This is a genomic window from Scytonema sp. PCC 10023, from assembly GCF_963920835.1.
Lineage (GTDB): Bacteria > Cyanobacteriota > Cyanobacteriia > Cyanobacteriales > Nostocaceae > Kalymmatonema.
The window spans coordinates 14,816-27,708 of sequence record NZ_CAWUDP010000016.1; the positions used below are offsets into that span (position 1 = coordinate 14,816).

General features: G+C 43.9%; 10 protein-coding genes and 1 pseudogene. 9 read left to right on the forward strand and 2 right to left on the reverse strand.

Annotated elements, in window-relative coordinates; all coding sequences use genetic code 11:
• Positions 1–20 precede the first annotated feature (20 nt).
• Complete coding sequence (locus ACM0OZ_RS11970) at positions 21–1,661, reverse strand: sigma-70 family RNA polymerase sigma factor (RefSeq protein ID WP_414583057.1); 1,641 nt, start codon at positions 1,659–1,661, stop codon at positions 21–23.
• A gap of 1,091 nt (positions 1,662–2,752) precedes the next feature.
• Here ACM0OZ_RS11970 and ACM0OZ_RS11975 point away from each other — a divergent pair.
• The 7 genes from ACM0OZ_RS11975 to ACM0OZ_RS12005 all read left to right on the forward strand — a co-directional run bounded on the left by ACM0OZ_RS11975 (position 2,753) and on the right by ACM0OZ_RS12005 (position 10,289).
• A complete protein-coding gene (locus tag ACM0OZ_RS11975) occupies positions 2,753–2,842 on the forward strand; it encodes a hypothetical protein (RefSeq protein WP_414583058.1) in 90 nt (29 codons plus the stop codon).
• 17 nt (positions 2,843–2,859) lie between these two features.
• Positions 2,860–3,159: a hypothetical protein gene (locus ACM0OZ_RS11980; RefSeq protein ID WP_414583059.1), complete on the forward strand. Its 300-nt coding sequence runs from the start codon at positions 2,860–2,862 to the stop codon at positions 3,157–3,159.
• 431 nt (positions 3,160–3,590) lie between these two features.
• A complete protein-coding gene (locus tag ACM0OZ_RS11985; RefSeq protein WP_414583060.1) occupies positions 3,591–4,478 on the forward strand; it encodes a helix-turn-helix domain-containing protein in 888 nt (295 codons plus the stop codon).
• 160 nt (positions 4,479–4,638) lie between these two features.
• A complete protein-coding gene (aroF, locus tag ACM0OZ_RS11990; protein WP_414583061.1) occupies positions 4,639–5,739 on the forward strand; it encodes a 3-deoxy-7-phosphoheptulonate synthase in 1,101 nt (366 codons plus the stop codon).
• Positions 5,740–5,990: 251 nt separating this feature from the next.
• Positions 5,991–7,703 carry a ScyA-related TPP-binding enzyme gene (locus ACM0OZ_RS11995; protein WP_414583136.1) on the forward strand — a complete coding sequence of 571 codons (1,713 nt, stop codon included), beginning with the start codon at positions 5,991–5,993 and terminating at the stop codon, positions 7,701–7,703.
• 76 nt (positions 7,704–7,779) lie between these two features.
• On the forward strand, positions 7,780–8,835 hold the full coding sequence (gene scyB, locus ACM0OZ_RS12000) for a tryptophan dehydrogenase ScyB (protein ID WP_414583062.1): 1,056 nt from the start codon (positions 7,780–7,782) through the stop codon (positions 8,833–8,835).
• Positions 8,836–9,059: 224 nt separating this feature from the next.
• Positions 9,060–10,289 carry a cytochrome P450 gene (locus ACM0OZ_RS12005; RefSeq protein WP_414583063.1) on the forward strand — a complete coding sequence of 410 codons (1,230 nt, stop codon included), beginning with the start codon at positions 9,060–9,062 and terminating at the stop codon, positions 10,287–10,289.
• A gap of 8 nt (positions 10,290–10,297) precedes the next feature.
• Here ACM0OZ_RS12005 and ACM0OZ_RS12010 read toward each other — a convergent pair.
• A pseudogene (locus ACM0OZ_RS12010) lies at positions 10,298–10,390 on the reverse strand (IS1 family transposase); the annotation flags it as partial.
• Between the two features lie 15 nt (positions 10,391–10,405).
• Between ACM0OZ_RS12010 and ACM0OZ_RS12015 the strand changes: the two are divergent.
• Entirely contained in the window at positions 10,406–11,455 is a 1,050-nt protein-coding gene (locus ACM0OZ_RS12015; RefSeq protein ID WP_414583064.1) for a methyltransferase, read from the forward strand.
• A gap of 91 nt (positions 11,456–11,546) precedes the next feature.
• On the forward strand, positions 11,547–12,494 hold the full coding sequence (gene scyC / locus ACM0OZ_RS12020; protein WP_414583065.1) for a scytonemin biosynthesis cyclase/decarboxylase ScyC: 948 nt from the start codon (positions 11,547–11,549) through the stop codon (positions 12,492–12,494).
• The last annotated feature ends 399 nt before the right edge of the window (positions 12,495–12,893 follow it).

The following is a 12,893-nucleotide window of genomic DNA, read 5'->3' on the forward strand; positions in this document are numbered from 1 at the left end:
TGAAACCTCATTATTTTTCCTCATGACTTTTCTGAATGCCAAATTGTTAACGATTCTTTTAAGACAGTATTAATGGTTGATAACTCTGTTTGTTGAATTCGTAAAATATCCAATTTGTCACAAGCTAATTTAACTACGGCTTTAGCTACCTTTGTCAACCAAACTTGTAAATATTTATTAATCATAGTATCGATACTATTGATTAAAGCAGCCTCTAATTTAGCTTTTGTTTTCCGCAGTATGTCTATAATTTCTGACAAGGCTATGCCAAGCTGCTTAGCAATTTCTTGTTCATCCAGTTTTTGTCCGTAGGCAAGTCGCAATAGCTCTTGCTCTTGTGGTTCAAGTTTCTTTCCCGCCTCAACCAAAGCAACGTGAATCAAATCTGAATAGACAGGAGCTTGGTAATTACGATTTAACCATACTGCAACATACTGAGAAACCCAATCAGTCGGTTTACTTAATCCATATAAAGTTTTCAGCAGTTTGATTTCAATCGTCTTCAGGCGATGAGCAATTGCTCCCTGAGTGACTTGAAATCTATCTGCTATCTGTTTTTGATTTAGCTCAAAACCATAGTAAAGCAATAGTATTTCCTTTTGTTCTACTTTCAAAGAAAGCAACTGCTCTTGTAAAGCTGGCTCAGTTCGCTTTACTATTATTCCTTGGTTTTCTCGTGAATCTTCGACTTCATCAGAAGTCAGTAAATCTTGTGAGAAAATTTCTAGAGATTCATTCTTTTTAACTTGACGACCAGTTTCTGTTAGTGCTTCCAGAGAAAAGCGTGGTGTGATTGATTTGGGGTAATTTTGTAATGCAGCAATGCAAATTTCCATACTTGTTTTAAGTTGCTCGCCTGTGATATTTCCACCTACAGCCACTTCATGAGGTGCACAAGGGAGTAACATCTGTGCATTGTAGTAATTAGCTGCTTCTGCAAAATCTGCACTATCAGGTTCTTGCCACTTCTGTCCTGTTATTTTAGCAGGATTTTGAATTTTGTTCATCTGATAAACTTGTTTAAAATATTTCCGAGCTAAGAGAAACCGAGAAATTTCTGGTTCATACCTTCCGGCTCGCGAGAGTGCTTCTTTCAGTTCTTTATCACTCTTTTTATGCAACAGCCGCCACTTAGAGAACTTAGCAACAGCAGCTGAATCTTTAATGTTTTTTATCAAGACGCCTGTCACATAAGTATCGAGAGAAGAATCGTTTGAGTTATATTTAGCTAATATTTGTCTAAACTTGGTAGCTTCATAAATAAAACATCTAGAAAGAAATATATATTCTTCCCAAGATTTAGATGTGTCATCTTTCCATACCTGAACAGCAGCTCTGTAGCAACTTTCTTCACAGTAAGCTGTTAGGTGTTCCCAAGCCTTTTGTACTCGTATTTCTGGCTCCCAATCTTCCTTTGGCGGTAGGTTATTAAAAGCCATATCTATCCAGAACTGCACTAACCCCTTGCCGTTATCATCCTGGTTAACTAACGATGCAAACTTATGGTGTCTGCTTTTGTATAACTCAATATTGCAATGCATTTGAGGTTCTGTTTTCCATTTAATCGTTGAGTAACCCTTATTATTCTCCACAGTCATATACATAGAAAATTTCTCAATCGAATTTTGACGGCTGGGCAGTTTGGGTATGCTGGTAAACATCCTGGGAAACATCCTGACCTCTTGTTTCAAAGCCAAAGGGCTGTATTTCTACAGAAGATACAAGTGTAAAAACTTTGTTTCCGTATAGTAGCGGTCAAGATGGATTTGTTCTAGAGCGAGAAATCTTGATAATTGTGTAATATTTATGACAAAGTAGTCAAGTCACTTCAGGGAGATATGTCTGGTGTGGGGGTATTACTTTGTAAAGACAGGACATTAATTATACTGCTATTGGGTTAGGGATGGCATGTAACTTGTTGGGCATAGTGACCATGAAGTAGTTTGTATCAAATGTGCTACTTACTTATTGGTACTGCTTGAGGCGTTTTATGAGGGGTTACGGTTGGCGAAAATTTAGTCGTAAATAGCTGTCGCATTGAATCCAACAAAACGGACAAGTTTTTCATTTACGCTGTGCAAGATGGACTGAGTAAAATTACTCAGGAATGACCGTCTCTTATGTCTGGCTTGGGTTCCGCCGTTTTGTACACGTGTAACTTTGCCCCGTAGGGTAGGAATATTTTGACGAGTGCTGCAACACGCAGTAAGAGCGATTGGTGCAAGCCGCAACAGATACTCCCAAAGGGCATTGGCGCAAAGCACCCGCCCCTATGGGGCATCGCAATCTAAAATTTCTGAGAAATCGAAGTAAATCTAGTGCTTAAGGGATTCTTGCAGAACACCTGAGTTTAATATAGAGAGCCTGTTTGGCAGTTGAAAGCAAAAAATTTTTCAAAAAAATACCAAAAAAAAAATACAGACATCCTCATATTTCCTCAAAGCTGCTCCCAATGTAATTAACAGCAAAGTGATTCTTTAAATACCATGAGGAAATTCTGCTGACACTATAAGACCAGCTGCCTCTAAGTCAATATTTCCGTCCGATCCCGTCATTGAAACCAATTATCACTGACTGCTTACCCGAACTTAACGTGGTTGTTGTAGTCGGTCACTTCCCGGATTACCTCACTAACCTAGTGCGGCATCAAACGGGACAAACAATGAGCGGACACCTATGACTTTCTATCAGTCATCAACATCATTATTTTCAAGATTTCAGGATTGACAAAATTTCAGGAGGATTGTAGTTAATGATTATCGTCATGAAACCTGGCAGCCCATCAGCAGAAATTGAGCGAATCAGCAAAGAACTCCGTAATTGGGACATAACACCAGATTAACCAAGCATTTCCAGGTGATGGTTCTCGTAGATACAGGCTTTGGTACTGTGCAATTTATACACGGTGTCCGAAAGAAAAAATACCACATAATTGCTGGTATCGCTTGTACTCGTAAGTTGGTTGATGCTCGTTGTGTTGCTCAACTACATAAGCGAGGACAACAGCTTCACCTGAGAGGTTTGAAATTTCCTGTCTACGTATCCTGGTACTATTTTAAACGTGATGATGGTAAATATGTAAAACGATTTGTCATTTCTACTAAAGCTCTCAAAGCCAGTACTATTTCTTGGTGGGGCAAACGACGGTGGCTTTCTTGAGGGTTGGTTTAAAACTGCAAAACAACGTTTCGGGTTGCATCGTTTTGGGCAAGGGACACTTTTAGGCGTTTATCGTTGGTTGATATTGTCCCTTATTTCTTATGTTTTAGCACATTGGGCTTATTTATCCATAGCGATGCCTGCGGCGAGCTGCGCTAACGCACCTACAAATTTACCTGATTGGGCACAAGCCGCAGAAATCGCATTCCAAACGATACTTCCGCACTTGGTAGTGTACCTTATTCTACAACACATTGAACGCCTTAGAGAACTAGCACTTAGTCAAGGAATTGACATTCAAATTTTCAGGTGCAAGATCTGAGTTACAGTCTAATTTCTAATTGACAAAAGCAATTTGATTTTTTCACTAATGATACTCAGTAGAGTCCAGAAGTCATCTTTGAATGATTGAGTTCAATGAGGTTGAAACAATGGAAATTCCAGTTTACAACATCCATGACTTTGCTGCTCACACACCGGGAGTAACGTGTGTTCAAGTAAAGCGTTTAGAGCAACTATTCAGCTCCATGCCGAATATGCGGTCTTCTCATAGAGACAATTTTTACGAGATCATCTGGGTAACAAAAGGACGGGGCACACATTTTATTGATTTCACTCATTACCCTATAAAGCCACATAGCTTGTATTTCGTCTCACCCGGTCAAATTGATGCCTGGGATCTGATAGAAGACGTAACTGGCTACGGAATTATGTTTACGAATGAGTTCTTTTCACTGGAGTTGCACGATAAGGATATAATTTCAGAGCTACCGTTTTTTAACACGGTCAATGCCGCCCCCGTGCTGCATGTCAATAATGAGCAAGCGGCAACATTCAACGAAATTTTTCAGAGGAGCGAGCGCGAGTATCACTCCTCAGCGATTGACAAAGACGATGTGTTACGCGCTTACCTCCGCATTCTGCTGATAAAAGCGAAACGGCTTTACTGCCCAACACAGACAACCAACGCTGCTAAATCATGCGCCCTGATCACCAAGAAGTTTCTGCAGCTGATTGAGGCGCATTTTATCGCCAAAAAATCGGTCAGTGAGTACGCGGAAATGCTCGGCATCACTGCCAACCATCTGAACGAAACTGTCAAAAGAACAACTGGGAAAACAGCCGGGGAGTTGATTCGTAATCGCCTGCTGATTGAAGCAAAACGCTTGCTTATTCATTCCGAACTGACCATCTCCGAAATTGCCTACCATTTAAATTTTGAAGACGTATCCTACTTTGGGAGGTTCTTTAAAAAGCATAACAACTGCTCGCCTGGAGACTTTAGGTGTCAATCCTTGAAAAGTGCCAAACTTGCCTGAAATTCTCCTATATCCTACTTTAAACCAGAGTTTATCGTTAAGAGAGATGGCGGAAAATTGAATTTTGTTGAACATAATTTGTCCACAAGTGTCTCAATTATGTGAACGAGAGAGCTGACACTTCCACATAAACCGTTCCATTTAGGAGAGTTTCAATCCAATGATTGTAGTCATGAAATCCGGCACTCCATTAGCAGAGATTGAGCGAGTCAGCCAAGAAATCCGCAGTTGGGATATAACACCAGAAAAATTGGAAGGTACGCACAAAGTGGTCATTGGTTTGGTGGGTGATACGGCGGAGATTGACCCGAGACAAATCCAAAATTTGAGCCACTGTATTGAGCAGGTTCTACGGGTGAAAAAGCCCTTTAAACGGGCTTCAAAAGAATTTCGCTATGGCGAACCTAGTGAGGTCGTTGTACCAACACCCAATGGACCTGTAACCTTTGGACAAAACCATCCTTTAGTTGTAGTTGCTGGACCTTGTTCGGTAGAAAACGAAGAGATGATCGTAAAAACAGCGCTAGCAGTAAAAGCAGCAGGAGCGCAGTTTCTCCGAGGTGGGGCATACAAACCCCGCACTTCACCTTACGCTTTCCAAGGGCACGGTGAGAGTGCCTTAGAGTTGTTAGCTAAGGCTCGGGTTGTCACCGGACTGGGGATCATCACAGAAGTCATGGATACAGCTGACATCGATAAGGTTGCATCTGTCGCAGATGTGGTGCAAATCGGTGCGCGCAATATGCAGAATTTCTCGCTGTTGCGGAAGGTGGGGGCAACTCTTAAGCCAATTCTCCTGAAGCGCGGACCCTCAGCCACGATTGAAGAATGGTTGATGGCAGCTGAGTATATTCTGGCAGCAGGCAACCCGAATGTGATTCTATGCGAGCGGGGAATTCGCACCTTTGACCAACAATACACCCGCAATACCCTTGATATATCTGCGATTCCAGTATTGCGTACGCTGACTCACTTGCCCATCATGATTGATCCCAGCCACGCCACTGGTTTTTCAGAGTTTGTGTCAACGATGGCAATGGCATCAATTGCAGCGGGTACAGATTCCCTCATGATTGAGGTTCACCCCAACCCTGCAAAAGCACTCTCAGATGGACCTCAATCTCTCACAATTGAAGCCTTTGAGCAATTAATGCAGGAAATGGCTCCCTTGAGCAAATTCTTTGGTCGTTGGGCGAAAAACGATAGCGCAACTGTCATGCCGAAATTTGCTGCAAAAGTTGCCACCATGGCAGGAGTCTGAACAAATCAATCATGGGGTACAACTAACTGCCACATGGCAGGTCAACGCTCAAGCCTCTATTGTCTACACCCGACTCAAAAATAACTGAAAACTTCACTCAACCGACCTTTCTTATGAACACTAAGTCCCACACTGTATTCAAACCAGATACCCATGTGCAGTTCGCGGCTGCCGATGCTACATACAATGACTACCGACGCGGCAACCAGGCCAAAAATGCGGTCGTCCAGCTAAATACCGACTCCGATATCATGCCTCTGTTAGGCAGCCAGCCATCAGCATCGCTCTCACTGGGTGAGGCAATGGTCAAGATGTTGGAAGATATGGGAGTAAGCTACGCGTTTGGCATATCGGGGGGTGCGATCGGGCCGCTTTGGGCCAACCTGCAGCATAGCCACATTCAGTTGCTTCACTTTCGCCACGAAGCAGGAGCAGCTTTTGCCGCCGTCGAGTCATACTTTGCCAATGGTCGCCCCGTCGTGGTCTTCGCTACCAGTGGCCCAGGCATTACTAACGCGCTGACAGGACTCTTCGCTGCACGTTGGGAAGATGCAAAGGTGATCTTCCTGTCGCCTTCCACCTCAGCACCGCAACGTGGACGCTGGGCTTTTCAGGAAACCAGCGCCTACGCCATGCCCAGCTCAGGTCTTTTCACCTCGGGTCCGCTGTTCCATTACGCGACTACTCTCGAGACTGCTGCTGAACTGCCAGAGGTCGCTCGCCGGGTCGCTCTCGGTCTGGCACGCCCGGGCGGCTTTGTCGCCCATATCAGTATTCCCACAGCCGTCCAGACCAGCCCTATAGAGACAGCGTTGCCCCAAGTAGCTTTCACTCAGGCTCTGGTTACCGCTAGTGAGGCAACGATCGCAGAATGTGCCCGGTTGTTGTCCGAAGGGCCGTTTGCCCTTTGGGTTGGCTTCGGTGCGCGTAGTGCCGCAAAGGCTATCCAGGATCTCGCTGAGCGAACAGGAGCTGCGGTGATGTGCTCCCCACGTGGCAAAGGTATTTTTCCAGAGAATCATCCTCAGTTTGTCGGTGTCACTGGCTTCGGCGGGCATGAGTCTGTTCTGACCTACATGCGGGAACAACCTCCTTTGCGCACCCTAGTGCTGGGAACGCGCCTGGGTGAGTTCACCTCGTTCTGGAATCCCACTCTAGTACCTGCACAAGGGTTCATTCATGTCGATATTGACCCGGAAGTGCCTGGAGTAGCCTACCCCTGTGCCGAGACGTTCGCCATCCAGTCTGACGTTGGTGTGTTTGTGAAGGCGTTGCTGAAACACTTCAAAGAGCATGAATTGCCCTCAACAGCAATCACACTGCCACATCCCGAGCGCCTAAAAATCGTCACACGGGCAGATAGACTAGTACGACCAGAGGTGCTAATGGAGGCGATTCAGCAGGTGATTGTCGAGGGGAGCTCTGCGGTGGTGATGACTGAAGCTGGTAACTCGTTTGCCTGGGGAACCCACATGCTGCGCTTTAGCGAACCAGGTCGTTACCGGGTCAGCACCGGATTCGGAGCTATGGGTCATGCGGTCACTGGTGTGTTGGGTTCGGCACTGGCGCATAAGGGCAAGTCGGTGGCGATTGTCGGGGATGGTGCCATGCTCATGAACAGTGAGGTCAGCACAGCAGTGAGATACGAGATTCCAGCCGTTTGGATTGTACTCAATGATGCTCGCTACAACATGGTTGACCAGGGAGCAACGTCGCTGGGAATCAAAAACATAGATGTAGAGATCCCAGAGGCAGATTTCGTCCAGATCGCTCGCGCAATGGGAGCCGACGGTATCCGTGTCGAAACAGAGTCCGACGTGAAGGCGGCGCTGGAGAAAGCGATGAACTCGACCTTGCCATTCGTGGTTGACGTGGCGATCGACCCCACCCGTAAAGCACCGACCGGGACTCGTAATCAGAGTCTGTTTGAACAAGGAATCACACAATTCAAAGCTGGTATGTGAGCGTCGATAGTTGAGTAAGTATTCGCGCTAGTCGTGAGTTTTTCGGTGCATACAAACAATTGTAAAGGAGAAGTACATGAAACTTTTTGAGACAATTAAACAAATGGGTCATGAGCAAGTTCTCTTCTGCCATGACTTTGAGTCAGATCTCAAAGCAATTATCGCCATACATGACACCAGTTTGGGTCCTGCTATGGGTGCAACACGTCTACGACCTTACGCCAGTGAGGAAGATGCTTTACAAGACGTTCTTCGCCTGAGTCGCGGGATGACCTACAAGGCGGCGTGTGCAAACATTCCTGTTGGTGGTGGAAAAGCAGTAATTATTGCTAATCCCGAAAATAAATCAGATAAACTGCTCAGAGCATATGGACGTTTTGTCGAAAGTCTCAAGGGACGTTTTATTACAGGTCAAGATATGAATATATCTCCTGAAGATGTTCGCAAAATTAGCTGTGAAACCAATTATGTTGTTGGTGTATCAGAAAAGTCTGGAGGACCCGCTCCTGTAACAGCTATAGGAGTTCTTCTCGGAATTAAGGCTGCTGTAGAGTTTCGCTATTCAAGAGAAAGTCTTGATGGGCTTAAAATTGCAGTTCAAGGACTCGGAAATGTCGGAAAAAATCTTTGTCAGCACTTACATCAACTAGGAGTAAAACTTTTTGTCAGCGATGTACTTCCGCAAAAGACAGAGGAGATAAAACGCCTATACGGTGCAACTGTTGTAGACGAGAAAGAAATTTACTCTCTTGATGTTGATGTTTTTGCTCCCTGTGCTTTAGGAGGAATTCTTAATAGCTCAACAATTCCTACTATTAAAGCTCCAATCATTGCTGGCTGTGCAAATAACCAGCTGGAAAACGAGCAGGTACATAGTATGCTTCTTGATTCAAAGGGCATCCTTTATTGCCCAGATTATGTCATAAACGCTGGAGGCTTGATCAATGTCTACAACGAAATGATTGGATATGAAGAAGAAAAGGCTTTGCTACAACTTAATAACATTTACAACAGTCTACTTGATATTTTTAGCAGGGCTAAAGAGCAGGGAGTAACTACACATGAAGCTGCTAAAATTTTGGCAGAGGAGCGCATTAGGAGAGCCAAAAGCATAAAAATTGTGAATAGTTAGAACGAAATACCCAAAGTTTTCCTCGCTCAATGTCACTGATAAGTGTCTTAAAGTCTAGAACACCAATTCAGTATTCAGAACAATGACGAAAAAACCGGGTTTATTTGGGTTGCAACAAGTAAATCCTGGTTTGAAAAGACGTAAAAACAGGGTTTATCTGTCTCGCATTTTATTACTGAATCGGTGTTATAGTAACGTTTCATACCAAATTAGGAAATGAGAATATGACATTTTCACAGCAGAAAAGAGTTTATGACTTGTTTACAGAAGAAGCTTTGTTAAACCCCTACCCACTTTACAATCAAATACGCTCATTAGACCCGGTTTATTTTTCCGAAGATGGTGGTTTTTGGTTTTTAACTCGTTATAAAGATGTAGAAGCTGCGCTAAATGACCCACGTTTAAGTTCACATCTCAAGGTACTACATGCAAGGCAATTACAAAATTTAGACATTAGTATTATCACTAATTTTATTAAATTAATGGAACATATGTTAATTGATAAAGACCCACCAGAACATACGCGAATGCGAAAAATAGCTCTTCAAGGATTTACAATCAATGCTTTGGAGAGTTGGCGCTCAATCATACAGGAAACGACCGATAGTTTATTAGATAGAGTCCAAGATAAACATAGCATGGATATTGTTGCTGACCTGTCCACAAAATTGCCATCAGTAATCATCTCTAAAATATTTGATGTACCAGAGATGGACAGACAAAACTTCCTTCAATGGGGGGCAGATATAGCGACTTTTTGGGGAGCACCAAGCGGCCAAGATATTGAGGAACTAGCGCGTAAAGCAGATATAGGTGCAATATCGTTTACTAACTTGATGAAACAAATTATTGCAGAAAGAAAACGCCTACTTGGAAATGACATGATTAGTTTGCTGATTGCTGCTTTTGAACAAAATGAAATGAATCTTGAACAACTTCCATCTTTATGTGTCAATATATTAAATGCAGGGCACGTAACAACTACTGACTCAATTCCAAATGGCTTAAATCTACTGCTAAATCATCCTGAACAATTACAGAAACTTAAAGAAACCCCTGGACTGATCAATTCTGCTGTAGAAGAAATGTTTCGTCTTGACCCTCCTGTTCCAGTTACCTTTCGGGTTGCCAAAGAAGATTTAACTATTGGCGGCAAAGAAATAAGCTCTGGTAGTGTTATTGCTCTAGGAATTGGGGCTGCTAATCATGACCCAGAAAAGTTTGAATTACCAGAAGTGTTTGACATCACACGCTCAGCCAATGAACATCTTAGCTTTGGTAAGGGTCTTCATTTTTGTTTAGGTGCTGTTTTAGCTCGAATGCAATTAACTATTTGTTTTAATACATTGCTGCGAAGAATGCCAAACATAAGTTTTCATCCTAATAAAGTTGCTGTACCAAAACGCACAAGTTTGGCATTTAAAGGTTTTGAGTCATTTCCTGTAAAGTTTTAAAAAAATAAGGTATCCCACTCTCGGCATGGCGTTTTACCTTCTGTACTGACGACCAACGCTTCGATAAGTTCATCTGTGTGCTTGCCTACTCGACTACTTAATCCTATTTAAGAGCAATGATGACATCTCAACTAGAAAATCTCAACCAAACCAACCAAATACCACTAACCGAACAACTGCTACAAATGATTTTTGGTGCTTGGGTAACGCAATCAATCTATGTAGCAGCCAAGCTAGGCATTGCCGACTTACTCAAAGACAGTGCCAAAAGCTGTGAGGAATTAGCAAAGTCTACAAAAGTGGACGCCCCATCTCTGTATCGAGTCCTGCGTGCCTTATCCAGTATCGGCATATTCGTCGAAGTCGAAAATTGCCATTTTCAGCTAACACCACTTGCAGGATATCTCCGCAGTGACGTACCAGGTTCATTGAGGGCGCTAGCTATCATGTGCGGCAGTGAAGACTGGCATTGGAAACCGTGGGGGAACATTCTTTACAGTATCAAGACAGGCAAAGCCGCCTTTGACAATGTTTTTGGAATGCCTTTATTCCCCTACCTTAGTCAAAACCCAGAAGCTGCTGCCATCTTCGATGCCTGCATGACCAGTTCTTCATCCAGATACAACGCCGCCGTAGCATCTGGTTACGACTTTTCATCGATCAAAACCTTAGTTGATGTTGGGGGTGGACAGGGCAGTTTGCTTGCTACCATTCTCAAAGCATTTCCCTCACTCAAGGGTATGATTTACGATCAACCTCATGTGGTAGTGGGTGCCAAGCAGTATCTGGAAACATCTGGATTAGATGGGCGATGTCAAGTAATTGGGGGAAACTTTTTTGAATCCATACCCAGTGGTGGTGATGCCTACATTATGCAACACATTATCCACGACTGGGACGATAAAAGCTGCATCATGATTCTCAAAAACTGCCATCGTGCTCTGCCTGAAAACGGCAAGATTCTGATACTAGAAGATGTGATTCCAGGTGCCAACGAACCCGCTTTTAGTAAATTTCTAGACATCGAAATGCTAGTAATGTGTTCTGGTGGACGCGAACGCACCGCAAATGAATTTAAAAAACTCTTTGACGCTGCTGGCTTCCAACTCACTAACATTATCCCAACCCAATTCCCAATCAGTATCATCGAAGGCGTGAAAGTATAAAATTTAAGATTTTGTTGCAAAAAGAAGATGTCTCAGAGGCGATGCTATGAATCTGATCCCACAATGTTCAAGCAATTGAAGGAGCTTACCAATGGAAAGAAATACGTTTGCAACATCTGCCTATATCGCGACTTCCCTAGAAACAGCCTTTGACTACCTCTCTAGTTTAGAAAACCTAAACGAGTGGACTCTCTTCAGCCGCATGGAAGAAAAGATTGACGAAAACACCTGGCTAGGAACTGCGTCTTGCTATCAGAACAAACTCTACTATCATGTGAGAAAGATCGAGAACCAGTTCTTCCGTGGCATCGAGTGGCACTGTGGGGTTGAGTACAAGAAATACTTCCAAGTCTACCCTGTCCTCCTTTTTCCTCCAAGCTACATAGAACCAGGATCAAACGAGGAGGGAGTCTACTTCCACTGGGTTAGCTTTGTCGATCCTGCCCGACGGACTGGGATGATGGAGCAGGCGATGGGGCTTGTGCATACTTCGGAATGTCGTTCTCTCAAAGGGATTTTGGAACGCAACGCCGGTCACACCTCCTCGGCGCAGGGACGCTACACAATTGACTCTGACACGATCTACATTGATGCCCCAATTGAATTGGGAGTCGAATACTTGGGAGATCTCCGGAACATGGGTGATTGGGCACACCTTCTTAGACCATGTGGCGAGATTGATCCTCACTCGGGTACGTTTATCGACGAATATGGTCAGACGGTAAAAGTCACTCTCCGAACCCATGATCTGGGCAACTACTACCTGATCGAACAGGAATACTTTTATCCAGACTACGGATTTCTCCAGCGCTGCCCCGTCATTCTTATCCCATGCTCATATGCTTTTGCAAATGAGTCTGCCCGTGGGTTCATCCAGCACCGGATCACATTCTGGAAAGCAGGCGAGGCTCCCCGCCACGGCAAACTACAGATTGAGGACTATTCTGCCGAGAGCGTCAACGTCAAGCGTTTGCTTGAGGCAAAGGCTGGTAATTTGGAAACTTTTGCGCGTGGGCTGAGCTATCTTCCACGTTTGTAGCTTCAGTAGCGTCTGGGCTAGAAGTTTTCGAGCCAAGCGATTGGTTAGATGCCACAAATCTCTGACCCAGACTTTCTCAATATGGGGCCTGATCGCACAGCTGTCCGATGTAGTTTACTCGCTATAAGCGTCAATGTTTTGTACCTGATATCTTGCACCAAGAATAATTGATGGAATTCCGTCACTCAGTATTAAACCAAAAGTCCTTTATTTAGGGAGAAAAGCCAATAAAAATTATGTAGCTTACCCTTGCATCTTTTTAGCTTATACGCTTTTCTACGGATAGGTGCAAGATATGAGTCCGATGTAGTTTACTCGTCATAAGCGTCAATGTTTTGTACTGTAAAAGGAATGAAAATCATGCTCCGCTCACATTGTGTATGGCTTGTTCCGGTAGTT

Excerpts from the sequence above, each read along its gene's own strand:
- ACM0OZ_RS11970 (WP_414583057.1), bottom strand. The coding sequence starts at position 1,661 with ATGTTTACCAGCATACCCAAACTGCCCAGCCGTCAAAATTCGATTGAG.
- ACM0OZ_RS11975 (WP_414583058.1), top strand. The coding sequence starts at position 2,753 with ATGATTATCGTCATGAAACCTGGCAGCCCATCAGCAGAAATTGAGCGA.
- ACM0OZ_RS11980 (WP_414583059.1), top strand. The coding sequence starts at position 2,860 with ATGGTTCTCGTAGATACAGGCTTTGGTACTGTGCAATTTATACACGGT.
- ACM0OZ_RS11985 (WP_414583060.1), top strand. The coding sequence starts at position 3,591 with ATGGAAATTCCAGTTTACAACATCCATGACTTTGCTGCTCACACACCG.
- aroF (WP_414583061.1), top strand. The coding sequence starts at position 4,639 with ATGATTGTAGTCATGAAATCCGGCACTCCATTAGCAGAGATTGAGCGA.
- ACM0OZ_RS11995 (WP_414583136.1), top strand. The coding sequence starts at position 5,991 with ATGCCTCTGTTAGGCAGCCAGCCATCAGCATCGCTCTCACTGGGTGAG.
- scyB (WP_414583062.1), top strand. The coding sequence starts at position 7,780 with ATGAAACTTTTTGAGACAATTAAACAAATGGGTCATGAGCAAGTTCTC.
- ACM0OZ_RS12005 (WP_414583063.1), top strand. The coding sequence starts at position 9,060 with ATGACATTTTCACAGCAGAAAAGAGTTTATGACTTGTTTACAGAAGAA.
- ACM0OZ_RS12015 (WP_414583064.1), top strand. The coding sequence starts at position 10,406 with ATGATGACATCTCAACTAGAAAATCTCAACCAAACCAACCAAATACCA.
- scyC (WP_414583065.1), top strand. The coding sequence starts at position 11,547 with ATGGAAAGAAATACGTTTGCAACATCTGCCTATATCGCGACTTCCCTA.